28 protein-coding genes are annotated in these 26,352 nt (G+C 57.5%); 13 read left to right on the forward strand and 15 right to left on the reverse strand.

Features of this window, described 5'->3' with window-relative positions; all coding sequences use genetic code 11:
* The first annotated feature begins 75 nt into the window (after positions 1-75).
* Positions 76-1,140: an LLM class flavin-dependent oxidoreductase gene (locus B5M42_RS13295; protein ID WP_134750973.1), complete on the forward strand. Its 1,065-nt coding sequence runs from the start codon at positions 76-78 to the stop codon at positions 1,138-1,140.
* Between the two features lie 116 nt (positions 1,141-1,256).
* On the opposite strand, the gene B5M42_RS13300 is transcribed toward B5M42_RS13295, so the two are convergent.
* From B5M42_RS13300 to B5M42_RS13310, 3 genes are all read right to left on the reverse strand, one after another.
* Positions 1,257-2,201 carry a VanW family protein gene (locus B5M42_RS13300; protein ID WP_134751184.1) on the reverse strand — a complete coding sequence of 315 codons (945 nt, stop codon included), beginning with the start codon at positions 2,199-2,201 and terminating at the stop codon, positions 1,257-1,259.
* Between the two features lie 410 nt (positions 2,202-2,611).
* On the reverse strand, positions 2,612-4,660 hold the full coding sequence (locus B5M42_RS13305; RefSeq protein ID WP_134750971.1) for a peptidoglycan D,D-transpeptidase FtsI family protein: 2,049 nt from the start codon (positions 4,658-4,660) through the stop codon (positions 2,612-2,614).
* A complete protein-coding gene (locus tag B5M42_RS13310; protein WP_134750969.1) occupies positions 4,623-5,405 on the reverse strand; it encodes an HAD-IA family hydrolase in 783 nt (260 codons plus the stop codon). The genes B5M42_RS13305 and B5M42_RS13310 overlap by 38 nt, the downstream gene beginning before the upstream one ends.
* A gap of 257 nt (positions 5,406-5,662) precedes the next feature.
* Between B5M42_RS13310 and B5M42_RS13315 the strand changes: the two genes are divergently transcribed.
* Positions 5,663-6,268, forward strand: coding sequence for an FMN-binding negative transcriptional regulator (locus B5M42_RS13315; RefSeq protein WP_134750967.1), 606 nt, complete (start codon positions 5,663-5,665; stop codon positions 6,266-6,268).
* A 52-nt stretch (positions 6,269-6,320) separates the two neighbouring features.
* Here B5M42_RS13315 and B5M42_RS13320 read toward each other — a convergent pair whose 3' ends face one another.
* Genes B5M42_RS13320 through B5M42_RS13330 form a run of 3 tightly spaced genes read right to left on the reverse strand, consistent with a single transcriptional unit; the run spans position 6,321 to position 8,135 of the window.
* On the reverse strand, positions 6,321-7,472 hold the full coding sequence (locus tag B5M42_RS13320) for a transglutaminase-like domain-containing protein (protein WP_134750965.1): 1,152 nt from the start codon (positions 7,470-7,472) through the stop codon (positions 6,321-6,323).
* A gap of 20 nt (positions 7,473-7,492) precedes the next feature.
* Positions 7,493-7,924: a hypothetical protein gene (locus B5M42_RS13325; RefSeq protein ID WP_134750962.1), complete on the reverse strand. Its 432-nt coding sequence runs from the start codon at positions 7,922-7,924 to the stop codon at positions 7,493-7,495.
* Between the two features lie 55 nt (positions 7,925-7,979).
* Positions 7,980-8,135 carry a hypothetical protein gene (locus B5M42_RS13330; protein ID WP_167689704.1) on the reverse strand — a complete coding sequence of 52 codons (156 nt, stop codon included), beginning with the start codon at positions 8,133-8,135 and terminating at the stop codon, positions 7,980-7,982.
* A 158-nt stretch (positions 8,136-8,293) separates the two neighbouring features.
* Here B5M42_RS13330 and B5M42_RS13335 point away from each other — a divergent pair, with 158 nt between their 5' ends.
* The 3 genes from B5M42_RS13335 to B5M42_RS13345 all read left to right on the forward strand — a co-directional run bounded on the left by B5M42_RS13335 (position 8,294) and on the right by B5M42_RS13345 (position 10,282).
* Positions 8,294-9,478 carry an MFS transporter gene (locus B5M42_RS13335; protein ID WP_134750960.1) on the forward strand — a complete coding sequence of 395 codons (1,185 nt, stop codon included), beginning with the start codon at positions 8,294-8,296 and terminating at the stop codon, positions 9,476-9,478.
* A gap of 118 nt (positions 9,479-9,596) precedes the next feature.
* Complete coding sequence (locus tag B5M42_RS13340) at positions 9,597-9,698, forward strand: YjcZ family sporulation protein (RefSeq protein ID WP_209280666.1); 102 nt, start codon at positions 9,597-9,599, stop codon at positions 9,696-9,698.
* 215 nt (positions 9,699-9,913) lie between these two features.
* Complete coding sequence (locus B5M42_RS13345) at positions 9,914-10,282, forward strand: toprim domain-containing protein (RefSeq protein WP_134750958.1); 369 nt, start codon at positions 9,914-9,916, stop codon at positions 10,280-10,282.
* A 59-nt stretch (positions 10,283-10,341) separates the two neighbouring features.
* Here B5M42_RS13345 and B5M42_RS13350 read toward each other — a convergent pair whose 3' ends face one another.
* From B5M42_RS13350 to B5M42_RS13385, 8 genes are all read right to left on the reverse strand, one after another.
* On the reverse strand, positions 10,342-10,968 hold the full coding sequence (locus tag B5M42_RS13350; RefSeq protein WP_134750956.1) for an SCO family protein: 627 nt from the start codon (positions 10,966-10,968) through the stop codon (positions 10,342-10,344).
* A gap of 81 nt (positions 10,969-11,049) precedes the next feature.
* Entirely contained in the window at positions 11,050-12,009 is a 960-nt protein-coding gene (gene cyoE, locus B5M42_RS13355; RefSeq protein ID WP_230632893.1) for a heme o synthase, read from the reverse strand.
* 546 nt (positions 12,010-12,555) lie between these two features.
* Positions 12,556-13,881 carry an urease accessory protein UreD gene (locus B5M42_RS25345; protein ID WP_134750952.1) on the reverse strand — a complete coding sequence of 442 codons (1,326 nt, stop codon included), beginning with the start codon at positions 13,879-13,881 and terminating at the stop codon, positions 12,556-12,558.
* Positions 13,874-14,536: an urease accessory protein UreG gene (gene ureG / locus B5M42_RS13365; protein ID WP_134750950.1), complete on the reverse strand. Its 663-nt coding sequence runs from the start codon at positions 14,534-14,536 to the stop codon at positions 13,874-13,876. Before ureG ends, B5M42_RS25345 begins: the two co-directional genes overlap by 8 nt.
* 22 nt (positions 14,537-14,558) lie before the next feature.
* Entirely contained in the window at positions 14,559-15,365 is an 807-nt protein-coding gene (locus tag B5M42_RS13370; protein WP_134750948.1) for an urease accessory protein UreF, read from the reverse strand.
* A gap of 86 nt (positions 15,366-15,451) precedes the next feature.
* On the reverse strand, positions 15,452-17,158 hold the full coding sequence (ureC, locus tag B5M42_RS13375) for an urease subunit alpha (protein ID WP_268999202.1): 1,707 nt from the start codon (positions 17,156-17,158) through the stop codon (positions 15,452-15,454).
* A 5-nt stretch (positions 17,159-17,163) separates the two neighbouring features.
* Positions 17,164-17,532 carry an urease subunit beta gene (locus B5M42_RS13380; RefSeq protein ID WP_134750944.1) on the reverse strand — a complete coding sequence of 123 codons (369 nt, stop codon included), beginning with the start codon at positions 17,530-17,532 and terminating at the stop codon, positions 17,164-17,166.
* A 33-nt stretch (positions 17,533-17,565) separates the two neighbouring features.
* A complete protein-coding gene (locus B5M42_RS13385) occupies positions 17,566-17,871 on the reverse strand; it encodes an urease subunit gamma (RefSeq protein WP_134750942.1) in 306 nt (101 codons plus the stop codon).
* A gap of 327 nt (positions 17,872-18,198) precedes the next feature.
* Here B5M42_RS13385 and urtA point away from each other — a divergent pair, with 327 nt between their 5' ends.
* The 7 genes from urtA (at position 18,199) to gerQ (ending at position 24,601) form a co-directional block, all read left to right on the forward strand.
* On the forward strand, positions 18,199-19,419 hold the full coding sequence (urtA, locus tag B5M42_RS13390; RefSeq protein ID WP_407946123.1) for an urea ABC transporter substrate-binding protein: 1,221 nt from the start codon (positions 18,199-18,201) through the stop codon (positions 19,417-19,419).
* Between the two features lie 67 nt (positions 19,420-19,486).
* Complete coding sequence (urtB, locus tag B5M42_RS13395) at positions 19,487-20,392, forward strand: urea ABC transporter permease subunit UrtB (protein WP_134750938.1); 906 nt, start codon at positions 19,487-19,489, stop codon at positions 20,390-20,392.
* Between the two features lie 21 nt (positions 20,393-20,413).
* Positions 20,414-21,511 carry an urea ABC transporter permease subunit UrtC gene (gene urtC, locus B5M42_RS13400; RefSeq protein ID WP_134750936.1) on the forward strand — a complete coding sequence of 366 codons (1,098 nt, stop codon included), beginning with the start codon at positions 20,414-20,416 and terminating at the stop codon, positions 21,509-21,511.
* A gap of 26 nt (positions 21,512-21,537) precedes the next feature.
* Complete coding sequence (gene urtD, locus B5M42_RS13405; protein WP_134750934.1) at positions 21,538-22,341, forward strand: urea ABC transporter ATP-binding protein UrtD; 804 nt, start codon at positions 21,538-21,540, stop codon at positions 22,339-22,341.
* The gene (urtE, locus tag B5M42_RS13410) at positions 22,334-23,029 is read left to right on the forward strand and encodes an urea ABC transporter ATP-binding subunit UrtE (RefSeq protein WP_134750933.1); all 696 of its coding nucleotides are present in this window, start codon (positions 22,334-22,336) and stop codon (positions 23,027-23,029) included. The genes urtD and urtE overlap by 8 nt, the downstream gene beginning before the upstream one ends.
* 281 nt (positions 23,030-23,310) lie before the next feature.
* Positions 23,311-24,000: a response regulator transcription factor gene (locus tag B5M42_RS13415; protein ID WP_134750931.1), complete on the forward strand. Its 690-nt coding sequence runs from the start codon at positions 23,311-23,313 to the stop codon at positions 23,998-24,000.
* A 142-nt stretch (positions 24,001-24,142) separates the two neighbouring features.
* A complete protein-coding gene (gerQ, locus tag B5M42_RS13420) occupies positions 24,143-24,601 on the forward strand; it encodes a spore coat protein GerQ (RefSeq protein ID WP_134750929.1) in 459 nt (152 codons plus the stop codon).
* A gap of 76 nt (positions 24,602-24,677) precedes the next feature.
* Here gerQ and B5M42_RS13425 read toward each other — a convergent pair whose 3' ends face one another.
* Positions 24,678-25,058 (reverse strand): hypothetical protein, encoded by a 381-nt coding sequence (locus B5M42_RS13425; protein WP_134750927.1) that lies wholly within the window; start codon positions 25,056-25,058, stop codon positions 24,678-24,680.
* A gap of 104 nt (positions 25,059-25,162) precedes the next feature.
* On the opposite strand from B5M42_RS13425, the gene B5M42_RS13430 reads away from it, so the two are divergent.
* Positions 25,163-26,146, forward strand: coding sequence for a metal-dependent hydrolase (locus tag B5M42_RS13430; protein ID WP_134750925.1), 984 nt, complete (start codon positions 25,163-25,165; stop codon positions 26,144-26,146).
* The last annotated feature ends 206 nt before the right edge of the window (positions 26,147-26,352 follow it).

Genomic DNA, 26,352 nt, shown 5'->3' on the forward strand with positions numbered 1-26,352 from the left:
TTATCGTTAGAACAAAGACGAATATCTCCTGAATCGGCCCTAGCGCTTGATTCAGGACAAGGAGGCTCCACCGTCATGACTCATTCCGTATCCGAAGAGCAGTCCGGCGCGGTGCAAAAAGGCCGTGTGCCGATTTCCGTGCTCGATCTCGCTCCCGTTATCGCCGGCGGCACGCCCGCCGACGCTTTCCGCCGCAGCCTCGACCTTGCCCGGCACGCCGAAGCCTGGGGCTATCGGCGCTACTGGCTGGCCGAGCACCACGGCATGCCCGGCGTTGCCAGCTCGGCGACCTCGCTCGTCATCGGGCACATTGCCGCCGGCACAAAGACGATTCGCGTCGGCTCCGGCGGCATCATGCTGCCTAACCATGCCCCGCTGGCCATCGCCGAGCAATTCGGCACGCTTGAATCGCTGCATCCGGGGCGCATCGATCTCGGGCTCGGTCGCGCGCCGGGCTCGGATCACGCCGCGACTCGCGCCCTGCGCCGCGGCTTGGGCAGCGACGGGCATGACTTTCCCGAGCTGCTTAGCGAGCTGCGCGGCTATCTCGACCCGTCGCTGGGTACGGCCATGCCCGGTGTACGGGCTGTACCGGGCGAAGGCTTGCAGATCCCGATCTGGCTGCTCGGCTCCAGCGGCTTCAGCGCACAGCTCGCCGGACAGCTCGGACTGCCGTTCGCCTTCGCCAGCCATTTTGCCCCCGACTATGTATTGCAGGCGCTGGAGCTGTATCGCAGCAGCTTCCGTCCTTCGGCTGCGCTGGATGCGCCTTATGCGATGGTCGGGGTGAATATTGTGGCCGCCGCTACGCAGGAGGAGGCGCAGCGGCTCGCGACGTCGCAGCAGCAGCAGTTCTTGAACATCATCCGCGGCCGTCCGGGGCTGTTGAACGCGCCCGTCGCCAGCATGGACGAGGTGTGGACCCCGCAGGAGAAGATGATTGTTGAGCGCCAGCTGCGTTTTTCGGTCGTCGGCGATGCCGCAGTTGTGCGCTCGCGGCTGGCCGAGCTGCAGGAGCTGACCGGCGCGAACGAATGGATTGTCGCCGGGCAAATCTACGATCATGAGGCGCGTTTGGCCTCATATCGCATCGTCGCCGAAGCGCTGGGCCAAGCGGCGGTGGAATCGGGCGCGCTGTAGGCCGAAGAGGACCGTCGACGCAAGCCGAGGTCTGAGCGGAGGCAGGAGCTTCATTGGACACATAAAAAAGCTTCCGGCACCGCCCGTTCGGGCGAGTCCTGGAAGCTTTTTGCGCGTTATGGCCGGCGTTGCAGCGACTGCCTGTGCTCGCGCTGCGCCTGAACATCAACGTCCAGATCGATTTCCTCGGGTAACAGCTTCGATGCGCTCGGCACATGCCGCGGCTTGTAGTTGATCACATCCGAGGAAAACAGCGTCACGACAAGCTGTCCGGGCAACGCCGCAGCTCGAATCAGAATCGGCTGGTTGTACCGATTGGCGAAACGGAAATCCGGTCCGCCCCAGTTGACGGTCGCATCGCGCCCTTCGGGCACATAAGGTACGCGGCGGCTGTGCGAATACCGCTCGACAATCTCCAGCCCGGCCCGGTCGGCGGCATTAAACAGAGTAGAAGAAATTTGGCAGATGCCTCCGCCGATCCCCTCGGAAAATTCGCCGCGCACGATAACCGGGGCGCGTTTGTATCCCTTGCCGACCGTACGCACGCCGACTACCCGATTAAACGAAAACGTCTCGCCCGGCATGACCACATAATTGTTAATCGCCTTGGCAGCGAGCTTAATATTGTGAAAACGATTTGAATTGTTTGAATTGAAATAGGTCACATAGTAGCCGATCTGCCTTACGCGAATAAACGCGAGTAGCTCGCTGTCGACATTGGCGTGCACGGCCAGCCGCGGCGCCTCCAGCGGCGCTCCGTCCTGCGCATAGTAGCGCTCATAGAAGCGGGTGACAAACGCTTGCCGATCCAGACGCCAGCCTGTACGCTCGGGCACGATCCGGCCGCTGTCGTCTATGGTAGCGTTGATCGGTTTTTCGTAAACCCGCTTCTCCACCTCGCCGGCCAAACGCTGCACCTGCTCGTCATCGATCAAAGGCGTGCCAAGCAGTGCATGTGTATAATCAGCCCGCTTGACGGCGGCTACGCCCGAACCGTTATGTTGTATGGCAAATCCATCCGCTTCCGCATTCGACGGCAGCAGCAAAAGCATTCCGAACATCCAGCCGTATCCCACGTTTGGCGCACCTCCACCTCTATTGTGGACAGTTGCCGGTAAAACATGCATCGCAGTCGATCGACACGGCTTTTTGCAAACGCCAGCGCTCCTGCCAGATCTTTCATCCAGGCGAAGCTCGGTCACAGGAAAATAACGGTGATGATCAGACGCTTGAGCGAGGCGGGAATCCGGCTTTTTTTCATCGCGAGCACCACCTTTCCCTCATGCATCTTTGTTTCCCAAGGGCAACTTTTAATCCAGCAAAAAGCTTTCCCTCTGCTCGCAGTATATGCAGCTTCCCGCCGTAACGTGACGGCTTGGGGCAAATAAACCGCTTACCATGCACAAAAAAACCGCAAACGGCCAGCCGCTTGTCACCAAGCGAGCCGCACCGCTGCGGAATCATCAACCCTTTACTTTTTGACCGAGCTGCCGCTTGCTGCTTTGGTCAAAATACCGTCATTCGCCGCGTCATAAGCGGCGAAAATTTTCGCCGCAATCGGCGAAGCGCCATAGCGCCCGAACCCGCCCTCCGGCACGACAACCGCAACGGCCAGCTTCGGATTGTTCGCCGGCGCGAACGCGATAAACACCGCGTTGTCGACACGGCCGCCGGCCACGTCCTGCGTGGACGTACCCGTTTTGCGAGCCACCGGATAGGGCAGCGTGTCGATGCCCTCGGCACCGCTTTTCATGCCATTAATGACCGCATCCCAGTCCTGATTGTCGAATGTCGTTTCCTCAAGCAGCTCCGGCTGGAACGTCTTGAGCACTTCGCCTTCGTAGCTCGTGATCTTCTCGACGAACTGCGGCTTCATCCGCTTGCCGCGGCTGGCCAGCGTAGCGGCATATTGCGCCAGCTGGAGCGTCGTCGTTTTTTCGTTCTGGCCCCACGAGGCGTATACCATCGCCGACTGGTAGCTGTCTTTTTGCGCGTTTTTGATAAAGTCGTTGGAGCCTGCATATTCGAGCGGCAGACCGCTGCCCGTTTTGACGCCAAGCCCGAACTTGCCGAGATATTCGGCCCATTTGGCTGTAACCTTCGGATCCTCGCCGCCATATTTGCTGTAGAACGGAATCCCGACCTTGGCCGACATGAACGTATTGGACGAAACCGCAATCGCCGAAGTCGCATTCAACAAGCCGTAAGCGTGTCGGTCGGAGTTGGTGATCGTGCTTTTCGTGCGGCCGAACGAAAACTCCCCGGTATCGTTGTACGTGTCGTAGCGGGTGAACAGCTTTTCGCTCAATCCGATCATCACGGACAGCGGCTTGACGGTCGAGCCCATGAACACAATCGAGGACGGATGCTTGGGCCGTTCCTTGTCCGTATATTTCGGATAAGCCGTCGTAATCGTGCCGTTCGGCACGTAAGGCATAATCTCTTCATAGTCCGATTGCAAAATGCCGCCCGTCCACAGGTTGGAATCGTAGTCGGGATAGCTGGCCATCGACACGACCTTGCCGCTGTCGACCTCCATCGCCACGGCGTAGCCCGATTTGGCGTTTACGCCGTATTTCGCGTAAGGATCGTTGCGCACAGCATCGGAATGCAGCCAGTCGAGCTGATCCTTGATCGCTTTTTCCGTCGTCTGCTGCACGTCCTTGTTAATGGTCAAAAACAGATTGTTGCCCTTCGTCGGCGCCGTGATCGTCGCACGGCCGATAATTTTCATCGCCGCGTTAACCGGATACGTTTTGTAGCCGTTTTTGCCGCGCAGCTCATCCTGATACATCCGCTCGATGCCGTCGAAGCCGACGTATTCCGAATCCAGGTATTCCTTGCTGTTCGGATTGTCGGCGTAGATGTCCTGAGCGTTTTTCGTCGAATAGGATTTCAAATAACCGATCAGCTGCGTCGCGACCGTCGTATTGTCGTCTTCCTTTTCGTACGTGCGGATGCTCTCCTCCGTAACCTCCAGCCATTTGAACTCGTCGCGATGCTCCAGCAGATAGGCCATCTCTTCCTTGGACAAATCGGATTTGATTTTACGGGGAACGGAGTAATAGCTGGGGTCCTTGACCGGCTTTTTATCGATGTCATAGCCCAGATCCATCGCCAGTACGATGTCGGCGGGGGTCAGCTTTTTGCCGTCAGGCTTGCCGAAGCGCTGGAACACGTCATACAGCTTGTACGCGAGCGCAATGACCGCATCCTTATCCTGCTGCCCTGGTTCAATGCGGAAAAACAGCGACTGCACCGGCACCGTATACGCCAGCGGCACGCCGTTTGCATCGTAAATATTGCCGCGGATCGGCGCGATTTTCGTCTCGCGGTTCGTCGTTGTGTTCTCTTGCTCGGCATATTCCTTGCCATGCACAAACTGCAAAATCGCCAGCCGCACGATCAGAACGGAAAACAGCAAAAACGTCACGAAAAAAAACAGATTGATCCGGATCGAAAAGTGACGCCGCCGATGCAGCTCATGCTTCTGCGGATCGTCCATGATCGAGGATTTCATCGCGATTCAAGTCCTTTCGTTCAAATTCATCTCCCGGCTCCAGCAGCTCCATAAGCGAGCGGATACCCGGCCCGGTATGCCGGGCGTAACGAAGAATACGCACGGCGTCGATGCCAACCTGATTCGGAGACCAGACATCGTTCGTCACGTGATCGCCGACATACAACACGTCCTCCGGCTCAAGCCCGGCCCGTTCCAGCGCCAGACGAAATATCGCCGGGTCCGGCTTCTCCAGCCCGACCTCGGTCGAAACAATGACCGGCTCAAACCAGTCGAGCACGCCCTGATCGGCCAGTATGGCCCGCAGCGTCGGAGCGAAATTGCTGACAATGCCTAGCCGCACGCCCAACTCGCGCACGCGCGTCAGGCTTGTTTTTACGTCATCAAACAGCCGGTACTGCTCCGGGGCCGTATACAAATCGTACAGCTCGCTGCAGCAGGCCAGCAGCTGCGCCTCTGCCCATGCCTCATGCACACCCAAATGCTCCAGCACATAACGGTAAAACGCCACCCAGAAAGCGCGATCCGATTCAGGCGAGCAGCCGCTCTGCGCCGGGTCGTGCGGCTTCTCGTCATAAAGCTGACGAAACGCCTTGCCCAGCAGTTCACCGATCAGGTCCGGATCGAACTCGAGCCCGCGCTCGGCCAAATATCGCTGCAGCAATAGCCGCGCATCCGGCACGGTCAGCAGCGTGTCGCTGGCGTCGAGATACAGCATTTTATATTCATGCAACGGTTTGCGCATACGTACTCCTTGTATAAATCGTAGAATTCCAACCTAAAGTGTATCACATTTGGCGAGGGAATAGGAAATGTGGGGCGGAATGCAGAGGAATCGTTGCTTGATCAAATTGGAGGAGGTAAACTGCGGTGATTGCTAACAAAATGGACTAGAAAACTTTATGATAATTGGCTCTTTTATTAGTCCGACTTATTCATTATGATATCTTGAAATAAGATGTGCTCTGACACTTCACTCACATCAGACAAGGGGGTTACATTTTGTATATTCCAGCTCACTTTCAATTGGACATGCCCACAGCCTACTCGATCATTAGGGAAAATAGCTTCGCTACTTTATTTTCACTTCACGACGGGTTGCCTTATGCCTCTCATTTGCCGATTCTGCTTCATTCTTCCGAAAAGTATTTATACGGCCATTTTGCAGCTGCCAATCCACAATGGCGCGATCTCGGTGAACAAACTGTTTTAACGGTCTTTCATGGTCCACATGGCTATATTTCACCATCATGGTACGAAACGAATCAAGCAGTGCCGACATGGAACTATGTAGCCGTACATGTCTATGGCACAATGGAGTTCATTGATGTCCAAGATGAGCTTGTAGCGGGATTGCGCGACATGATCGCTACATATGAGCAGCCACAGAGCGGTTATGGCTTGCAAGATATGGATCCCGAATGGATAAATGGTTTGACTCGCAGCATACGGGGCTTTAAAATCCAGATTTCCAAAATCGAAGGCAAAGCCAAGCTTAGCCAAAATCATTCCACTGAACGGCAGCAACTGATTATTCAACAACTTGAAGCCAATGGCGGCTTAAACGAACAACGCATCAGTGCTCTGATGAAAATGCCCTTCAACTGATATTTCTCCTCAAAAACACAAAAACAGCCGCTGCAAGAGCGGCTGCTTTACATCAAGCTTCCCGGATATGCGTTTGATCAAAATTCGGCGGGTTGAACCAATTGCCACCACTGGCGACCCAAGTGGAATCCAGCGGCACCCAGCTATCCGTTTCCTTCAAATATACCTCGTTCCACGCATGCGGTCCGTAGCTGCCCTGGCCGTCATAGCCGAGTCCCGTGACCACCTTGACATCAAGCCCGACGGAACGGGCCATGACCGCATACAGCCGCGAATAGTCGATACACACGCCCTTGCGCGTTGCAAACGTGTCCTCCGGCGTCTGCTCCTTCCAGATCCGCTGCTCCTCGTACAAATTGACCTTGTCCCAGTCATACTGCACACGCGTGCCGACCCACTGGTACAGCAGCCGCGCCTTGTCCTCATCCGTCGTTCCCGACGCCGTCACCTCGCGCGCAGCAGCCGAAATATCGTCCGGAATGTTGGCGTCGAGCACCTCGTATTTCCGCTGTAAAATGTTGCTGAATTCCTGCTCCACAGCCCGCGTAAATACAGGAGCCTTCTCGGCCAGAAAATCGCCGGTAAACGGCGCAATGACCTTCTCCGCCCCCTTCTGATACATCTGCGAAGCCTGAATGTACGAAGCAACGGGCGTATGTGGGAAAAAGGTGACGAAAATAAACAAAGCCGCAATCAGCATCAGCGCGCGCGCTGCGCCAACGACGGCGCCAAGTGTCCCTCCTGCCGCAGAGCTGAGCAACGAAGGCCCCCCGGCCGGCTGCCGGAGCGCGATCCGCTGCGCCAGCACCCGCTTCAAGAGCGGATCGAGCAGCACATAAAGCAGCTGCTTGATCACAACATAGCCGATCAGAAACAGTACGCCGAAGCGCAGCAGAGGAAAGTCCCGTACGCTGGTCACCATCGTGTAGTACAGTTGCTTGAGCATGCCCATCGGACCCGCGGGAATTTGTACATTCTGCTGTTTGAGCCACGTCTGTAGCAACGGCGATACGAGCTGCACGCCCTTCCAGGCTGCGTAAATGCTGATCAGCGCGATCAGACCGTCCGTCAGCATCGCGACCAAGCGGCGAGCCGAGCCCGACCCGCCGCGCAGGACGCCCTGCACGACCGAAGCAAGGAATGCGGCGGCAATGGCGATCGATATGAAATTCAGGTTGCTCCAAGCTGCGCTCATCTCGCCCATCGCGGCCGGCCTCCCGTATGCTATTGTGAATTTTTCTTCGCTTGATCGATAAAAGCTTTAACTGCCGCGTTGGCGTTCATCGTGAAGCTTTTGCCCATAAACGTAACTTCCACCTCATCGGAGCCGTTATTGCCGGACACCTTCAAGCTTTTGGTCGTCACCTCGTACGAGCCGTCCGGGTTCGCTTTGAACTTGGCTTCCTTCGCTTCTCCGGCCAAAGCCTTGATCGCCGAATCCTTGACCTCCTGGCCAACCTGACTGGCGACGCTTGCACCTACACTTTGCAGCTTATCCTTATAGTTCGCTCCGTATAACACCAAGCAGCCAACTACTATAATGATGAGCACCCATTTTACGAACGTCTTGACGATGCCCACGATGACAAATAACACAATGACGGCCGCTACGATCAAATACCAGCGATCCTGTGCAAAGGCAATCCACTGATCCAATCCAATCCCCCTCACTTTGTCCCGATTTCCTTCCTAATCATACTACAGCAGGACGCTATTCTTCATCTCTTTTTTTGCGAAGCTCCTCCAGCTTCTTCGCGATTTGCGCGCCCTTGTCCATATTCATTCTGGATTTACGATACGCGCCGCGCAGCCGAAATATAACAGCAACCACGCCAAGCGCAATAGCCATAAGCACAAATTTATCCATAGCGGGCTCCTTTCCGCTCCGGCGACGGCAAGCGATTGCCAGCAAGTCCGGAAGATTGATGTCTTTTTGACCGCAAGGTCATAACCTGGGGACAAGGGGCGTACATCTAAAAAAGAGAGCAGACGGGCCAAGCCCATTCCATCAAGGCGGTGAAAAACTTGAAAACAGCCATCTGGTTGTACCTGTTTATGTTTGTTGCGTTTTTCGATCTGCACGCGCAGTATCCGATCCTGTCGCCCTTTGCTTTGTCACTGGGCGCCGCGCCCTCGTTTATCGGGCTCATCCTCGGCGTCTATTCGATCACCCATCTGCCGGGCAATCTGATCGCCGGCTACGGGGTCGATAAATACGGCAGCAAGTTTTTCATTATCTTTAGCCTGATTGTAGCAGGGATTGTGCTGATATTTCAATCCAGAGTCAGCGATCCGTGGCAGTTGTTGTATATCCGTTCGATCAGCGGCTTTGTGCTGGCGTTCCTTTCACCGGCATGTCTGGCCTTGCTGGCCAAAATCGCCCGCGACCGCGTTCATCAGAGCAAGCTGATGGCCGGTAACGGACTTGTCCATACGCTGGCCTCCGTCGTGTCACCGGCAGCAGGCGCCTACCTCGTCGCCCAAATCGGCTTTACAACCGCCTTCAGCGTGCTCGGCTGGATACTGATCGTCACTGGCGTTCTGGCCATTGTCGGGCTTAAAGAGCATCGCGGCGAGCGACATGCCAGCGATGACCGCGACGCGTCAGCGGCAAAGCCTGCCCGCTATGACAGCCACGGTCACCGGCTGCCGGACGGTCAGAATGGCGAAGAAGCAAGCGGCGCCGTACCGTGGTTATTTTTTCTCGTGCCAATGGCGATCTCTTGCTCTCAGGGCATTCTGTTCTTCGAGCTGCCGCTGATGAAAGCGGCCCGCGGCTCGATTCTCACCTCCGGCGTCTTCTTCTCGTTGGTTAGCCTTGGCGCGTTGTGCACGCTCAGTCTGCTGTTCCTCAATCGCGTCTCGCCGTTCCTGCGCACGGTCGCCGGAAGCATTGCGCTGGCGATGATCTTCTTCGGCATGGCCGTTCATTGGCCGTTGCCGCTGTACGTCTCGCTGTTTTTGATCGGCATGAGCAAGGGCGTTATTTTTCCGGCGCTTGCCGCGCTGCTCGCCAGCATCACCAGCAGCAGCCGGTACGGCCGCGTTTTTTCGCTGCTGTCGATTTCCTTTTCCGTCGGGGCTTTCTTCGGTCCGCTGCTCGCCGGCCAACTGCGCGATTACATGTCCTCTTATTTCATCGCATTTTTCGTGCTGATGCTGGCTCTGTCCTTGCTGCCCTTGCGCACCTCGCGGCTGGCTCCGGCCTAATGACCGGGCAAGCGCCCGAATCGTCAGCAGTTGGGCGTCTGCACAGGCTCCCGCGCCCGCCCGGCATACACTAACCGTGTCAATTGACGATTGAATTCGCAGAAAGGAGTGACTGTCAATGACAGCTGTAGCGCAACCCGGAGGTAACTATTGGACGTCGGCAGGTACGATTCTCGTCCTCTTCATCCTGCTGGTCATCATCTCTCGCACATTCCTGTAAACACAGGTTAACGGCGGTCTGCGCAAGCAGGCCGCTTTTTTCATGGCTAGGCCAGCCGACAAAAGCTGCTGCGTCAAGCCGCGATTTGTCAGCAAGCTTATGCGCCATTTCCCGGGAAATCAAGACACATTCCGCACCGTAGTCGAATCGCCCCTCTTGGATGTAGCGTCAAAACTGGTTATACTACAAAAAACGGGGTCAAGGAGGTGTTTTCCATGTCCATTGCCATCATTGTGGAAGGAAAAAACGACAAAAGCCGCTTAAAGCGGGTTTTGAACGGCGACATTACGATCTTCTGCACGTTCGGAACGCCGAGTACCGACACGCTGGAGGAGTTGCGCCACAAAGTTGGCACTCGACAGGTATACCTGTTTACCGACAACGATTCCTCAGGCAAACGCATCCGCGGTTTGCTGCGCGACACGTTCCCCGACGCCGAGCAAATCTATACGCGCAAGGGCTACGCCGGAGTTGAAGGCACACCGGAGGAATATTTGATCCAGCAGCTGGAGAAAGCCGGCTTGGAAGCTTATATCGTCTACCCGGACAATCCGGATATCCGCACCGTTCCGCTGGCGGACTAGCCTTGCGCCGCAAGGGCGCAGCAAAAAAGCCGCCCGGGCTTACCCTCAGCGGCTTCGCTTTATTTTCCTTTAGACAAGGTCATGACGTCTTTGACGATAAATTCGGGATCGAGCTGCGGATCGTTGGCATCGTAGTAGGTGCGCAGCGTTCCTTTCGGATCGACAATCAGAATCGCATTGGAGTGCGAGAAGTTGCCGTCCTTGTCCTTGACCACCATTATGCCGAAATCCTCGGCCAGCTTTTGCGCCGTCGCTTCGTCGCCGCGCAGGAACGTCCATCCGCCCGGCTCGGCGTGGAACTTCGCTCCGAACTCCTTGAGCACCTGCGGCGTATCGCGCGTCGGGTCAATCGTAATCGAAACAATCTCCGCCTTGCTGCCCAAATACCCCTTCTCCTTCAGCGAATCCTGAACCTTGGACAACAGGAACGATGTCGGCAGACAAACGTCCGGGCAATAGGAATAGAAGAAATAGACCAGACGCACCTTGCCATCCAAATCCTTCGAGCTGACCGTATTCCCGTCCAGGTCCTGCAATTGGAACGCAGGCGCTTCCTTCATCGGATCGAGATGGTGATCCTCCGGTCCTTGTACAAACCACAGCTTATAAGCAAACGACGCGATCATCGCCAGCAAAATCAGCCCGACCGCCAGCTTGAACCAGTTTTTCTCCAAAAAAGCTCCCATTGCCAACGTCCTCCCCATAAAAGAAAATCCCATGTCGCCATGGGAAAAGTGTCGCCGCCTGCGCGACATCCGGCCATTCGCTTACGCTTTGACCGTATCGACGACCATCATAATTGAAAGCAGCGTCAAATACATAATCGAGAACAAAAACATGTTTTTGGCCCATTTGGTTTCGTCGTTCGTTTTGAAGCCGGTCACGCACATCAACGCCCAAATCAGGCCCAGCGCCGTGGCGATAATCATAAAGAAATAGCCGACATAGCCGTACACCGTCAGCATGACGGAAACCGGCACGAGCAGCACGATATAGCGAACCATGCTGACCTTGGTCACAAACGTTCCCTTCACGACGGGCAGCAGCGGGAAGCCTGCCGCGCGGTACTCCTCCATCCGACGAATGCCCAGCGCCCAGAAATGCGGCGGCTGCCAGAGGAAGAGGAACAAAAACAGCAAAATCGCTCCGAGATCAACCGTGCCGCTCACCGCACAATAGCCGATCATCGGCGGAACCGCGCCGGAGAAGCTGCCAACGAACGTGCTCCAGACCGACGTCCGCTTGAACCAGGCTGTATACAGCCATACGTAAAGGAACAATCCGGCGATGCCGAGCAGCGTGGCCAGCGGCGAACGGGCCAATACGTAGAGAATGAACACGCCGATCAGGCCGAGAATGATGCCGTACCAGAGCACCGTATTCGGGCTCAGCTTGCCGCTTGGCAGCGCGCGCTGCTGCGTGCGGGCCATTTTGGCGTCCATTTCCCGGTCAAGATAGTTGTTCAGCACGCCGCCCGCACCGATCACCAGACCCGCGCCGAGCATCGTATAAAGCAGCCGCAGCCAGTCCACGTCGCCATGCGAAGCGATCCAGAAGCCGGCAAACGCCGTCATCAAATTCGAATAAATAATGCCCGGTTTGGCCAAGCGATAAAAGTCCTTCAACGTCACCGGCTCGACGGCAGCTTCCGCAGTCCTCGCCTCTTCCGCCGTTTCATGGCGCAAAGCCGCTTCTCCAGCCGCATCGCCGCTTACTCGATTGTTCACTTGTGTGCCCTCCTGTATATCCATGCTTACCAGCCTATTTGCATACGTTTAACATTCTAATAATACCAACCTGCGCACCGTTTGACAATGAACGACGGAGAGTTGTCATGATTTTGTCGATTCTCCTTTCAGTATGCGTGAAACCTGGCCGCCCCATCCGTTGCGGGCGTGATGCCGCGGCGGGAGGCTGCACCTGCTCGCCGGCTAACGCTATCTCCCTCGCACGCGCACCTCCTCTGACCGAGCCGGTCATACGGTTGCAGCAAAAAAAGCATCCGCCTAAGCGAATGCTTGTTGCCGCGCCATGCGCGGATGTGGAGCGCCACGATGAGCTTGGCTGCGGTGCCCAGAACGGCAGCGCGGCGGCGCGGTGTGAACCCGCCGCAGCCGGGTGGGAGCGCAACCGGGGCGCGTGGCCGAGATGGGCCAGCGCGGCGGCGCGGCGTGAACTCGCCGCAGCCGGGCAGGGGCGGCAACCGGGGCGCGTGGCCGAAGTGGCGTATCGCCCGCGGCCACACAGTCTGCTCGCCGCTTAGCTCCGGCGCGCTACTTGCCCAGCGCGAGCGGCCCGCAGCCCAGCAGCTGCCCGCGCAGCAGCTGCCACACCGCGGCCAGCGCGCGCTGCAGCTCCCAGGCGCTGCCGCCGAGCACCGACACGACCAGCCCGTGTCGATACGTCAGGCTCGCGCCATAGCGCAGGCGGCCATCGCCCAAGCTTTCGAGGCAGCTCAAAGCTGCCTCGACATGCAGCGGGCCGACCGCCTCGGCAAAGACGCACAACGTGCCGAGGTGCGTCTGCTCCTCCCAGCACCCTGAAGCCGCCAGCCGCATCGCGGCCGGCTCCACCCGCTGGTGCTGGGCGTAAATCAGCTGTTCCCCGTGCCAGACGCGCATGCGATTCGCATAGCGCTTGTATTGGAACAGCTCGCCGCGGCCCGTCCGTCCCGGACAAAGGACGTCCGACAGCATCAACACGGAGCCTTGCTCCAGATGTACGTCCGTCTCGCCGCAATAAGCGGCGTCTGCGTACAGCATGACCGGCTCCGGCATATATTCCAGCACGGCCTCGCGCCCGAGCCGGATCGTCTGCCGCTGCACGGCTCCGCCGGCGGCCCCAGCCGGGTGCACCTTCGTAAACGACTGGTTCGTCAAGTAAACGTGCGCCCCCGGCTGCAAGGACCAGCTCAGCTCGTAGCGGTCCCCGTCCATCAGTCCCGGCGAGCAGTCCATCACGTAGACGGCAACCTGCTCGCCGCGGACCGGACGGCCGCCGTCCCGCTGCTGTTCGTCTGCACCGCCTGGGGCGGACGTAGCCGCCGCGACGCGGCTCCCGCCGTCAGCCCCCGCTGCCGCTACCACCGCACCGGCATCGGCACGCTCGACGCGCCCATCAGCTCCACAGCTCCCGCCGTCGGCCCCAGCCGCCGCTACCACCGCACCGGCATCGGCACGCTCGACGCGCCCATCAGCTCCGCGGCTCCCGCCGTCGGCCCCAGCCGCCGCTACCACCGCACCGGCACCGGCACGCCCGACGCGCCAATAAGCTCCACGGCTCCCGCCGTCGGCCCCAGCCGCCGCTACCACCGCACCGGCACCGGCACGCCCAACGCGCCCATCAGCTCCGCGGCTCCCGCCGTCAGCCCCCGCTGCCGTCACAGCCGCACCGGCACCCTCTCGCCCGGCGCGCCCCTCTGCGGCAGCGGCAGCCAACACCCCCGGCTCAGCCGCTTCTCCACCGCCCTCATACCGCGTAGGCTCTACGCGAAACGTCTTGGCAATCTTGAGCGGGGAGGTGTGGTAGCGCTGCACGAGCACCGTGCGTCCGCCGCGAACGGCGAACTCCGCCTTCAGCTCCCCTGCTCCTTCAGGCATGGCCGATCTCCCGCTCCACCCAGCCGACGATATCGTCCAGACCGGAGCCGCCCATCAGGTTGGAAAAAATATACGGGCGGTCGCCGCGCATCTTTTTCGTATCCTCCTCCATCACCGCAAGGCTCGCGCCGACATAAGGGGCCAAATCGGTTTTGTTGATAATCAGCATGTCAGAGCGCATGATGCCCGGGCCGCCCTTGCGCGGGATTTTCTCGCCTTGCGCCACGTCGATAATATAGATGAAGCGATCCACCAGCTCCGGGCTGAACGCCGCTGCCAGATTGTCCCCGCCGCTTTCGATGAAAATAACGTCCAGATGCTCGAATCTTCGCTCCAGCTCCTCAATCGCTTCAAAATTCATCGAAGCGTCCTCTCGAATCGCCGTATGCGGACAGCCGCCGGTCTCGACCCCGATAATCCGCTCCTCCGGCAGCGCCTCCGAGCGAATCAGAATCCGCGCGTCTTCCTTCGTATAAATGTCATTCGTGATGACGCCGATGCTCAGCCGATCCTGCAGCTTGCGGGCCAGCCGCTCGACGAGCGCGGTTTTGCCCGAGCCGACCGGGCCCCCGATGCCGATGCGCAGCGGTCGGCTGCGATCCGTTTGCGGCTGCTCCCATTGGTGGTGGTGGTGATGTCCTTGTCCTTGACACATAGTAATTCCTCCCCTAAATGATTTATGACATAAAAAGTCGCGAATACAGCGTCTCATGCTGCATCATCGCCAAATCCGCCGCCGGCGCGTTCGTCCACGCGTCCAACGGCTCCAAGTCCGCGGCTTGCCGCCACGCCGCCGTTGTCAGCGGCAGCAGCTTCGCCAACAGCACCTGACCTTGCGTCTGCCCCATCGACATCAACCGCAGCGCACTATTTACACAGGTGACGATGCAGGTATACAAAAAGCCCTCAACCGCCCGTTCCAGCGGCACCTGCAAGTGATAGCTGACCCAGCCGTGCATCAACGCGTGGGTGCCGTCGCAGCGCCCCGCTCCAACCGCTTCGTCGAGATTGGCCCAAGGCAGCTGCGGGTACATCGCCCGTGCCAGCTGCTGCAGCCGCCGCCCCATCTTCTGGACCCCGGTGCGCGTCTCGGCCGCCGCCCGCTGCACATGCAGCAGCTGGTCCACCTCCCACACCCGCGACCACTGGTCAAGCGGGGCATAGCGATACACCGCCTTGATCGCCATTGCATCCGACGTCGTCCAGCTCATGAACAGCATCGTCTGCACATAGCCTTCCAAATCTTCCAGCGTGACCAGACGATCCTGCTGCACCAGCGTCTCCAACCCGAAGGAATGCGAGAACCCGCCAATCGGCAGCGCCGAATCCAGCAGCTGCTGATAGGCCAGCCAGTGGTAATTTCCATAAGCGCCAGGCGCGTCTGCGACGGGAGCGGCAGCGTGCGCATCATTGCGTCCGTTCCCGGTCCCCTCGTCCCGATCTCCTTGCGCCGCTTTATCTATATCGTCTATCCGCTTCGCCATCGCCCGTTCACCTCATTGTGGTCTACAACCTGCTTTTAAAAATCCGGTGAAGAATCGACCGGAGGCCACTGGTTGCTCACCCATCTTTAAAACAGAAAATACAACTGCGCCATCGGCAGCTCCGTCGCCGGTTCGCAAGTGATCGGCTCGCCGTCGACCTTAACTTCATACGTCTCCGGATTCACCTCAATCGACGGCGTTTCGGCGTTGTGAATCATATCTTTTTTGCTGACGCTGCGGCAGCCCTTCACCGGCTCCACCCGCTTGTGCAGGCCAAGCCGTTCGGCAATGCCCCCCTCGTACGCCGCCTGCGAGACAAACGTAATCGAGCTGGCCGCCAGCGCCTTGCCGAACGCCGCGAACATCGGCCGGCCAAACACCGGCTGCGGCGTCGGAATCGACGCATTCGGATCGCCCATCTGGGCGTAAGCGATGCTGCCGCCCTTGAGCACCAGATCGGGCTTGACGCCGAAGAACATCGGACTCCACACGACGAGATCGGCGAACTTGCCGGGCTCCAGCGAGCCAACCAGATGCGATACGCCATGCGTAATCGCCGGGTTGATCGTATATTTGGCTATGTAGCGCTTGATGCGGAAGTTATCGCTTTGCCCGGTATCGGGAGCGAGCGGCCCGCGCTGCTTTTTCATCTTGTCCGCGGTTTGCCACGTCCGGATGATCACCTCGCCAACCCGGCCCATCGCCTGGGAGTCCGAGCTGAGCATGCTGAACACGCCCATATCGTGCAAAATATCCTCGGCAGCAATCGTTTCCGGACGAATCCGCGAATCGGCAAAGGCGACGTCTTCGGGAATGCGGCTGTCGAGATGATGACATACCATCAGCATGTCAAGATGCTCCTCGATCGTGTTGATCGTATAGGGCCGCGTCGGATTCGTCGAAGACGGCAGAACGTTGCTTTCCGCAGCCGCGCGGATAATATCCGGAGCGTGACCGCCGCCTGCGCCCTCCGTATGATACGTGTGGATCGTCCGGCCCTTGATCGCCGCCAGCGTGTCCTCCAAAAATCCCGCTTCATTTAATGTATCGGTGTGAATCGCCACCTGCACGTCGTAGCGTTCGGCCGCCGACAAGCACGTATCAATGGCTGCCGGCGTCGTGCCCCAATCCTCATGCAGCTTCAATCCGATGGCGCCCGCTTCGATCTGTTCGATCAGCGGTTCGACGAACGAGGCGTTGCCTTTGCCGGTAAAGCCGAGATTCATCGGAAAACCTTCAGCCGCCTCCAGCATTCGCCGCATATGCCATGCGCCCGGCGTACATGTCGTTGCGTTCGTACCCGTGGCCGGTCCGGTCCCGCCGCCGATCATCGTTGTGACGCCGGAGGACAACGCCGTTTCGATCTGCTGCGGACATATATAATGAATATGCGCGTCGATGCCGCCAGCTGTGACGATTTTGCCTTCCCCGGCAATGACCTCGGTGCTTGCGCCCACGATCATCTGCGGGTGCACGCCATCCATAATGTCGGGATTGCCCGCCTTGCCGATGGCGACAATATGGCCGTCCTTGATGCCGATATCCGCTTTGACGATGCCCCAATGATCGATGATCACCGCATTCGTAATCAGCGTATCGAGCACGCCTTCGTCGCGTACCGCGCGGCTCGATTGGCCCATGCCGTCGCGAATGACCTTGCCGCCGCCGAATTTGCATTCATCGCCGTAAACGGTGTAATCGTGTTCGATTTCCGCCCACAGCTCCGTGTCGGCCAGCCGCACGGCGTCGCCCTTGGTCGGGCCGAACATTGAAGCGTAGCTGCTGCGTTCCATCTGCGTCACGGCTGCTCCTCCTCCCATTCGCGCAACCGCGCTTTCGTCTCTTCCGGCATTTGACCGCGCGCCGCCAGGCCGCGACTGAGCCCATTTAGCCCATAGGCCAGCTTCGCGCCACCGAGCTCGACTAACCGTACCGGCTTTTCTTCGCCGGGCTCAAAACGCACGGCCGTGCCGGCCGGAATATCCAGCCGCATGCCGTAAGCAAGCGTGCGGTCAAACGCCAAACCGCGGTTCACCTCAAAAAAATGAAAATGCGAGCCCACCTGCACCGGCCGGTCTCCTTTGTTCATCACCAGCACCTCAACGGTGTGCCTGCCGGCGTTCAGCTCAATATAGCCGCTTTGCGTCCGATATTCTCCAGGGATCATCCGGCTTCCCCTCCTTTTATCCATATGGTTGCTTTATTCCGCAATCGGCTGATGCACCGTCACCAGCTTCGTTCCGTCAGGGAACGTCGCTTCCACCTGCACCTCATGCAGCATGTGCGGCACCCCTTCCATCACTTGCGCGGATGTAAGCACCCGCGTGCCCAACTGCATCAATTCAGCGACCGTCAGCCCGTCGCGGGCTCCCTCCATAATTTCAGATGTAATTAAAGCTACGCTTTCAGGGTAATTCAACTTCACACCCCGAGCCAGCCGGCGGCGCGCCAGATCGGCAGCTACCGTAATCAGCAGCTTTTCCTTCTCTCTTTCCGTTAAATACACGATCTCACCTCATCGAAAAGCCGAATATTAACAACTTCTAACACCCATTATATTCGTCTATTCAGCAAATGTAAATCCATTATGTCATAATATATAACATAAAATTAGGTCTATTTTATGACGAGATTTCGTAATTTAGTTAATAATACCAGTAAACCCTGCTTTTTCACCCCATTTTTAACTATCACAAACATTTTTATGTTATGTATATTGACATTAACATCACACTACCTTTATGATAGGCCATGTAATCCAAAACTTGTTAAAGGGAGAGGGACTTGAATGAGAGAGAAAAGAAAAGTCGGCAAGTATGTATTACCCTTCAGTATGGCGGTGATGATTGCGCTCACGGGCTGCACGTCATCGACGACAACCTCGGGCGGCACAACGGCACCAGAGGGCACGGCAAGCGCGGCGGCGGCTTCCGGAGATACCGTCCCGGTAGGCATTTTGCACTCCCTGACCGGCACCATGTCGATCAGCGAAGTATCGGTTCGCGACGCCGAGCTGCTGGCGATTGACGAAATCAACGCCGCAGGCGGTGTACTTGGAAAAAAAATCAAGCCGATTATCGAAGACGGCGCATCCGACTGGCCGACCTTCGCCGAGAAAACGAAAAAGCTGATTCAAAAAGACAACGTCGCCACGATCTTTGGGCTCTGGACATCGGCCAGCCGCAAAGCGGTGCTGCCGGTCGTCGAACAAAACAAGGGGCTGCTCTGGTACCCGGTCCAATATGAAGGCTTGGAATCTTCCCCGAACATTTTCTATACGGGCGCTACAACCAATCAGCAAATCATTCCTGCCGTAACCTGGCTGCTGCAAAATAAAGGCAAGAAATTTTATCTGCTCGGCTCCGATTATGTCTTCCCGAGAACCGCTAACAAAATCATCAAGGAGCAGCTCAAAGCCGAAGGCGGCACGCTCGTCGCCGAGGAATACACGCCGCTGGGCCACACCGATTACAACACAATTATTAGCAAAATCAAAAAAGAAAAGCCGGACGTCGTGTTCAATACGCTCAACGGCGACAGCAACGTAGCGTTCTTCAAGCAGCTAAAAGACGCCGGCATTACCGCCAGCGACCTGACAACCATGTCGGTCAGTATTGCCGAGGAAGAAGTGCGCGGCATCGGCGCTTCCGTGCTCGAAGGCCATTACGTCGCCTGGAACTACTACCAAACGACCGACACGCCGGAAAACAAAAAATTCGTTGAAGCGTACAAAGCCAAATACGGTCAGGACCGCGTAACCGACGATCCGATCGAAGCGGGCTACACGGCCGTTTATCTGTGGGCTGAAGCCGTGAAAAAAGCAGGCTCCTTCGATATCGACAAGGTGAAGGAAGCAGCCAAAGGCATCGAATTCAACGCGCCGGAAGGCAAGGTCACGATCGACGGTGAGAACCAACACATCATGAAAACCGCGCGGATCGGACAGATTCAAGGAGACGGACAAATCAAGGAAGTCTGGAATTCCGGCTCGCCGATCAAGCCTGATCCGTACCTGAAAACCTACCCGTGGGGCGCAGAAGTCACGAAAAAATAACGACACTTCCAGCAGGGCTGCCGGACGGCAGTCCTGCATTTTCCATCCTGAAAGATGAGGTGAAGCAATGAGCCTGCTATTCTTGCAATTATTTAACGGACTTAGCCTGAGCTCCATTCTGCTGCTGATTGCACTAGGTTTGGCTATCACGTTCGGGCTGATGAACGTCATCAATATGGCCCACGGCGAATTCATCATGATCGGCGCCTACATGGCGTATATGGTGCAGCAGTTGTTCCAAAAATGGTTGCCCGCTTCGGCGTTCGGCTGGTATTTCGTCGTCTCGCTTGGCGTCGCCTTCGGCGTGGCGTTCGTTATCGGCTGGCTGCTGGAAACGCTGCTGATCCGCTTTTTGTACGGAAGGCCGCTGGATAGTCTGCTCGCAACCTGGGGCGTCAGCCTGGTGCTCCAGCAGGTCGCCCGCTCGATCTTCGGCGCGCCTAACGTAGCCGTCAAAGCTCCCGCTTGGCTCGAAGGCGGCTTGCATCTGTCGGCCGATCTGATCCTGCCGTACAAGCGCATTTTCATCATCGCGCTGGTGGCGCTGTGCATCGTGGCGATTTACCTGTACATGTACCGCACCGCAGGCGGCCGCCGGATGCGCGCCGTCATGCAGAACCGCAGCATGGCCGCGAACCTCGGCATTTCGACGCGACGCGTCGACGCCCAATCGTTCGCCTTCGGCTCGGCGATGGCCGGCATTGCCGGATGCGCCCTGACGCTGCTCGGACCAATCGGGCCGACGATCGGCACCTATTACATCGTCGACGCCTTCATGGTCGTCGTACTCGGCGGCATCGGCAAGCTGGTCGGCACCGTAGCCGGAGCGCTCGGCATCGGCGTCTTCAATACCGCGCTTGAATACACAACCAGCGCAACGATCGGCAAGGTGCTCGTGTTCACGCTGATCATTGCCTTCCTGCAATGGAAACCGCTCGGTCTGGTCACGATGCGTTCCAGATCGCTGGATTAACGAAAGGAAGTGATGGGCTCGATGTTAGCCAACGGAAATGCCAAACTCAAGCTTGCAGTCTACACCGTCAGCTTTGTGCTGCTTGCGCTCGCACCGCTGTTTATGTCCGATTTTCGCTTGTCGCTGCTCGGCAAATTTCTCGCTTACGCCGTGCTGGCCATCGGCATTGATTTAATCTGGGGTTATACCGGCATTATGAGTCTCGGTCACGGGGTTTACTTCGGACTCGGCGCCTATTGCATGGCGATGCACCTCAAGCTCAGTGCAAGCGGCGGCGAGCTGCCCGACTTCATGTCGTGGAGCGGCGTCGAAAAGCTGCCCTGGTTCTGGGCTCCGTTCCAGAACGCCGGCTTTGCGCTGATCATGGCGCTGGCCGTGCCGGTTGCCGTCGCCTTCATTCTCGGCTACTTCACGTTCCGCAATCGGATCAAAGGTGCCTTCTTTTCCATTTTGTCCCAAGCACTGGTCATTATTACAGTTACCCTGTTTGTCGGTCAGCAAGGCTTCACTGGCGGCACCAACGGCTTGACCAATTTCGATACGTTCCTGGGCTTCAACCTGCGTTCGCCGTCAACAAAGCTGTTTTTCTTTTACATGACGCTCGCTGTCGTGCTGCTTGTGCTCGTGCTTGCCGTTCTGCTGGTCAAAAGCCGGATGGGCCACATTCTGACCGCAATCCGCGACGGCGAGAACCGCGTCCGCTTTATCGGCTACAACCCGGTGGCGTTCAAGGTATTCATCTACTGCGTATCGGCAGCGCTGGCCGGACTCGCCGGCGTGCTGTTCGTTCTGCAGGAAGGCATCATTTCCCCGGCGCAAATGGGTATCGTCCCTTCTATTGAAATGGTGCTGTGGGTCGCGATCGGCGGACGGGCAACGATTGGCGGAGCCGTACTTGGCGCACTGATCACCAACGCCGCCAAAACGACGTTCAGCGAGGCTTACCCCGAATGGTGGCCGATTATGCTCGGTGCTATGTTTATCGTCGTCGTCCTGTTTATGCCCAAGGGCATCGTCGGTACGATTGCCCATTATCTGCCCCGCTGGCGCAAGCCCAAGCTCAGCGCCGTCGTTGCAGCACGGGAATTGCCGCCGCGCGGTGAAATCAGCTCGCCTTAACTTTATTCAGGATTGGAGGATTCGTCATGCAAAAGAAGACCAACGCACAGCAAAGCGGCGCGGCTGCCGCGGCAGACACCCCTATTTTACGCGTGGAGGGGCTGGAGGTCAGCTTTGACGGCTTCAAAGCGATTCAGAATCTCAACCTGACGCTGGAGCGCGGCGAGCTGCGCTTCCTGATCGGCCCGAACGGCGCGGGCAAAACAACGCTGCTCGACGTGATTTGCGGCAAGGTGAAGCCGTCGCAGGGCCGGGTATTTTTCAAAAATCAGATTGATTTGACCCGGCATCAGGAGCACCAGATCGCGCAGATCGGCATCGGCCGCAAGTTTCAGGCCCCTTCGGTATTTGCCATGCTGACCGTAATGGACAATATGGTGCTGTCCATGAAGCAGCCGCGCGGCATTTTCAGCGCCTTGCGGGCCATAACGACTGCGAAGCAGCAGGAGCGCCTGATGGAGCGACTGGCGATGATCGGGCTCGCCGACAAAGGTCAAGCCAAAGCGGGATCGCTGTCGCACGGCGAGAAGCAGTGGCTCGAAATCGGCATGCTGCTGATGCAGGAGCCCGATCTGCTGCTGCTTGACGAGCCGGCAGCCGGCATGACCGACAGCGAAACGGAAAAAACCGGCGAGCTGCTGCATCAAATCAGCGAAAAGCAAACCGTCATCGTCGTCGAGCACGATATGGAATTTGTACGCCAGTTTGCCAGAACGGTCACCGTGCTGCACGAGGGCACCGTATTGCGCGAAGGCTCGATGGCGGAAATTCAAAACGACGACAAGGTCGCCGAGGTATATTTGGGAAGGAGAGTGGAGCGCAGTGCTTAGCTTGCAAAATATCGAATCGGGCTATGGAGAAAGCACCGTGGTCCGCAACGTCAACCTCCAGGTTGAGCCCGGGCAAATCGTTTGCCTGATGGGCCGCAACGGCGTCGGTAAAACGACGCTGATGAAAACAATTATGGGCCAGCTGCGTCCGAAAACCGGCTCCATCACCTACAACGGCCGGGATTTGACCTCGCTTCCCTCCGACCTCCGGGCCAAAGCCGGCATCGGCTATGTACCGCAGGGACGGGATATTTTCGGTCAGCTGACCGTGGAGGAAAATCTGCTGCTCGGGCTGGAAGCCGCCGCTGACCGCCGGCGCAAGCTGCCGGACTCGGTGTTCGAGACGTTTCCCGTGCTGCGGCAGATGCTGCACCGCAAAGGCGGCGATTTGAGCGGCGGCCAGCAGCAGCAGCTTGCCATTGCCCGCGCTTTGGCCGCCGGACCGAAGCTGCTCCTGCTCGACGAGCCGATGGAGGGCATTCAGCCGTCGATTGTGATGGAGATCGAAGCCATTATTGAAACGATCAAGCGCAGCCGCGAAATCGCCGTGCTGCTGGTGGAGCAAAGTCTGGAGTTTGCTACAAGCATCGCCGACTACTATTATGTCGTGGACAAGGGCACGATTGTGGCCGAAGGCAGCGCCGAAGCGCTGAGTGAGGAACAGGTCCGCAAGCATTTGACCGTATGAAGCCGGACACATGGTTCATGTACAGGGAAGCCTTTTTTCGCCGGAGCCGCCGTTTGGAGCGCTTCTCGAAAGGCTTCTTTTTTCGTTTACGCAATTTTTTGACAAATCGAAAAGCACTGGACGCGACAATAATGGATGAGTTATAGTGAAAATAGATATCTCTTCCCAGCGACTCGAATACAACTGGTCCGGCAACACTCGTGATGCGATACATAGATGAATCTCCAGCTTGGCACCATCGGGCGCGGTACATGATGAACGTAGAGGGGGGATAAGCAACAATGTCTAAGATATTGATTATCGAGGACGATCTGAGCATCGGAGAGATGATGTCGATTTACCTGTTCGAAGAAGGCTATCAGGTCAAGCGCGCCGAGAACGGCACGCAGGGCGAGCAGCTTTTTCGCGAATTTGGCCCGGATGTCATTGTTCTGGATATTATGCTGCCGGATGTGGACGGCATCCAGCTCTGCTCCTCTTTTCGCAGCGTGTCCAGCGTACCGATTCTGATGGTTTCCGCCAAAAGCGAAGTATCGGATCGCGTTCGTGGCCTGCAAACAGGCGCAGACGACTATATGTGCAAGCCGTTCAGCATGCGCGAGCTGTCAGCGCGCGTTCAAGCTTTGCTGCGCAGGGCGCAATCGTTCGCTCCGCCGCCGGCCGCTCCGGCTCCTGTCAGCGATCAAGCGATCCAGCTCGATGCGGACAAGCGTTGTCTGTACGTCAACAGCCATGAGATCGAAACGACATTCTCCGAATTTGAAATCATGAAGCTGTTCTGGCAAAATCAAGGACGGGTATATAGCCGTGAGGAGCTGCTGAACCGGGTGCGCGGCTTCGATTCTTACGTCACCGAACGGGCTATCGACGTACACATCGCCAACCTGCGCAAGAAGATCGAGAAGGACCCCAAGGAGCCGAAATATATCAAGACCGTCTGGGGCGTCGGCTACAAATTCATGCTTACATAAAGCGGCATCGGCTGCCCACGGAGATGACAAAGAACCTGCAAGGGTTCTTTTTTTGTTGTCACCAATTGGGCGCATGCACAATATGATGATTAAGGAAAACCGCCCCCCGCCTTGAACGGGAACCAGAGGAGGACAAATGGAAATGATGAACAATCCTTACAAAATGGCAACGCCTGTGCCTTACGGCTATCCGTATCCGAACTTTCCGGCGACAGGAGCCAACGTACCGATGGTGCCGAACGGCTCGACGATTCTGCCCAACGGCACAACAGTGACTCCGACCTTGACATCGAGCGGCGTTAACGTGCCAGGTCTGCTTCCGGCCGAAGAATCGTTTATTGAAAACATCCTGCGCCTGAATCTCGGCAAAATAGCGACCCTGTACATGACCTATGAAAACAACTCCGAGTGGAACGCCAAAATTTTCAAGGGCCGTCTGGAAGCTGCCGGCCGCGACCACATCATCATCAGCGATCCGGCTACCGGCATGCGCTATCTGCTGCTGATGGTCAATCTCGACTACATCACCTTTGACGAAGAGCTGAACTATTCGTACCCGTTCGCCAACACCGGCGGCTCGATGACAGCGCCCCGCCGTTAATTCGGCGTAATCTCATGGCTTATCAAAGCCGCTGCTTTGCGTCCGGCGCGAAGCGGCGGCTTTTTAGTCCACCTTTTTAGTCAATCGCCGTAAAATGCCACATATGCAGCTTCGCCGCCCCCCCCTGCACCCACTGCTCCCATTCGGGCTGCGGCAAACCGTCGTTCGCCTCGGACAAGCCGTCGGCAAGAGACGGGTCTGCTGGCGCGGATCGATCGGCCGGCTTACGCCCTGCCGACGCTTCCAAATCCGCTGCTTCTCCCTCCAGCCGTCCCCGCTTCATCGCCGCGTATTCCGCCGGCGTCACCCCGCTCCAGATTTCGACGAACAGACCGGGCTGGTCCGTTCCCTCCAGCACCTCCAAACGCCTTTCCATATGTGCCAGGCGGCGCATATACTGCAAGTATGCATCGCGTTTCTCCGGCTTTATGGCATACTCCACAAAAACTTTGTGCATTTTTTGGCGCTCCTTCCGATTAAAATAGGGCCTAATGATGGTAAACTAATGGAGAACAACCAAATCCGCTTTCCGAAGGAAAGCTTTTATGGGGGGAACTTGTTTTGGACACAGGAACACATCTGGTCATTGGACTCGGACTTGCCGGCTTGGCCCAAATCGATCCTGTCGTAGCCTCAAGCTCAGCGATGACAACTGCGGTGCTGATCGGCACTGTCGCCGGCTCGCAAATTCCCGACATTGACGGTTTGCTGCGCTTGAAGGGCAATGCCGTGTACATTCGCAATCATCGCGGCCGCTCGCATGCGATTCCCGCCCTGTTCATCTGGACCGCGCTCATTACCGGCGCCATCGGGCTATTCGCTCACACCCTGCCGCTGGCGCATCTGGCGCTGTGGGTCGGCATCGCGGTATGCTTCCACGTCTTTACCGATCTGTTTAATACGTATGGCACCCAGGCGCTGCGGCCGTTTTCGGAGAAATGGGTGTCATGGAACATTATACACATTTTTGATCCGTTTATCTTTGTGAGCCATTTGGCTGCGCTGCTGATGTGGTCCTTCCGCATCGCGCCGCCAACCGTGATTTTTCCGACGCTTTATGCCCTGCTTGCGCTGTATTACATCTGGCGTTCGGCGGACCATTATCTGCTGACGAAGGGGCTGCGCCACAAAGACGCCGGCTACATGCCGGGCGACCGTTATATGCTCGGCACAACGCTGAATCTTTACGTCTGGAACGTGGTCAAACAACGGACGGACGGCAGCTTCCAGCTTGGCGAGCTGCGCAACGGCAAGCTCAAGTGGATCGATTCGATCCGCTGCGTGGAGCATCCGGCTGTCGAAGCGTCCAAACAGCATGAAGACATTCAGGCGCTGCTGTACTTCTCCTCCTACGCCTGCGCCGAAATGAAAGAGCACGCCTGGGGCTACGAGGTGCGCTGGGTCGACGTTCGTTACCGCCACCGCAAGCAGTATCCGTTCATTGCCGTGCTGCTGCTCGATCACGACTACCAAACCATCGATTCGTACGTCGGTTGGGTCAGCGAATCTCGCTTGGGCAAAAAGCTGCGCGTTGACACTTATTAAGCAGTAATCCGCGCGCATAACGCCGTTTGACCGCCGTTCGCGGGAAATCCCTGCGGATGCGCGGTTTTTTTGTATGATCCGGCCGGTCTGACAGCAGTCTCGCGCCACCCCAGCGAACCGAAAATTTCGTTCTCTCGCGGTGCAGACAACGCAATACAAGCCCAAGGGATTCCCCCTGGGCTTTATATCTTCTACATCAAACATAA

Origin of the sequence: Paenibacillus athensensis, from assembly GCF_004514475.2 — a bacterium.
In the GTDB taxonomy this organism is placed as follows: domain Bacteria; phylum Bacillota; class Bacilli; order Paenibacillales; family NBRC-103111; genus Paenibacillus_AL; species Paenibacillus_AL athensensis.

Excerpts from the sequence above, each read along its gene's own strand:
- urtD (WP_134750934.1), top strand. The coding sequence starts at position 21,538 with ATGCAAAAGAAGACCAACGCACAGCAAAGCGGCGCGGCTGCCGCGGCA.
- B5M42_RS13415 (WP_134750931.1), top strand. The coding sequence starts at position 23,311 with ATGTCTAAGATATTGATTATCGAGGACGATCTGAGCATCGGAGAGATG.
- B5M42_RS13330 (WP_167689704.1), bottom strand. The coding sequence starts at position 8,135 with ATGGATAAATTTGTGCTTATGGCTATTGCGCTTGGCGTGGTTGCTGTT.
- gerQ (WP_134750929.1), top strand. The coding sequence starts at position 24,143 with ATGATGAACAATCCTTACAAAATGGCAACGCCTGTGCCTTACGGCTAT.
- B5M42_RS13320 (WP_134750965.1), bottom strand. The coding sequence starts at position 7,472 with ATGGGCGAGATGAGCGCAGCTTGGAGCAACCTGAATTTCATATCGATC.
- B5M42_RS13305 (WP_134750971.1), bottom strand. The coding sequence starts at position 4,660 with ATGAAATCCTCGATCATGGACGATCCGCAGAAGCATGAGCTGCATCGG.
- B5M42_RS13340 (WP_209280666.1), top strand. The coding sequence starts at position 9,597 with ATGACAGCTGTAGCGCAACCCGGAGGTAACTATTGGACGTCGGCAGGT.
- urtB (WP_134750938.1), top strand. The coding sequence starts at position 19,487 with ATGAGCCTGCTATTCTTGCAATTATTTAACGGACTTAGCCTGAGCTCC.
- urtA (WP_407946123.1), top strand. The coding sequence starts at position 18,199 with ATGGCGGTGATGATTGCGCTCACGGGCTGCACGTCATCGACGACAACC.
- ureC (WP_268999202.1), bottom strand. The coding sequence starts at position 17,158 with ATGGAACGCAGCAGCTACGCTTCAATGTTCGGCCCGACCAAGGGCGAC.
- B5M42_RS13370 (WP_134750948.1), bottom strand. The coding sequence starts at position 15,365 with ATGGCGAAGCGGATAGACGATATAGATAAAGCGGCGCAAGGAGATCGG.
- urtC (WP_134750936.1), top strand. The coding sequence starts at position 20,414 with ATGTTAGCCAACGGAAATGCCAAACTCAAGCTTGCAGTCTACACCGTC.
- B5M42_RS13300 (WP_134751184.1), bottom strand. The coding sequence starts at position 2,201 with ATGTTCGGAATGCTTTTGCTGCTGCCGTCGAATGCGGAAGCGGATGGA.
- B5M42_RS13425 (WP_134750927.1), bottom strand. The coding sequence starts at position 25,058 with ATGCACAAAGTTTTTGTGGAGTATGCCATAAAGCCGGAGAAACGCGAT.
- B5M42_RS13295 (WP_134750973.1), top strand. The coding sequence starts at position 76 with ATGACTCATTCCGTATCCGAAGAGCAGTCCGGCGCGGTGCAAAAAGGC.
- ureG (WP_134750950.1), bottom strand. The coding sequence starts at position 14,536 with ATGTGTCAAGGACAAGGACATCACCACCACCACCAATGGGAGCAGCCG.
- B5M42_RS25345 (WP_134750952.1), bottom strand. The coding sequence starts at position 13,881 with ATGCCTGAAGGAGCAGGGGAGCTGAAGGCGGAGTTCGCCGTTCGCGGC.
- B5M42_RS13310 (WP_134750969.1), bottom strand. The coding sequence starts at position 5,405 with ATGCGCAAACCGTTGCATGAATATAAAATGCTGTATCTCGACGCCAGC.
- B5M42_RS13345 (WP_134750958.1), top strand. The coding sequence starts at position 9,914 with ATGTCCATTGCCATCATTGTGGAAGGAAAAAACGACAAAAGCCGCTTA.
- B5M42_RS13380 (WP_134750944.1), bottom strand. The coding sequence starts at position 17,532 with ATGATCCCTGGAGAATATCGGACGCAAAGCGGCTATATTGAGCTGAAC.
- B5M42_RS13350 (WP_134750956.1), bottom strand. The coding sequence starts at position 10,968 with ATGGGAGCTTTTTTGGAGAAAAACTGGTTCAAGCTGGCGGTCGGGCTG.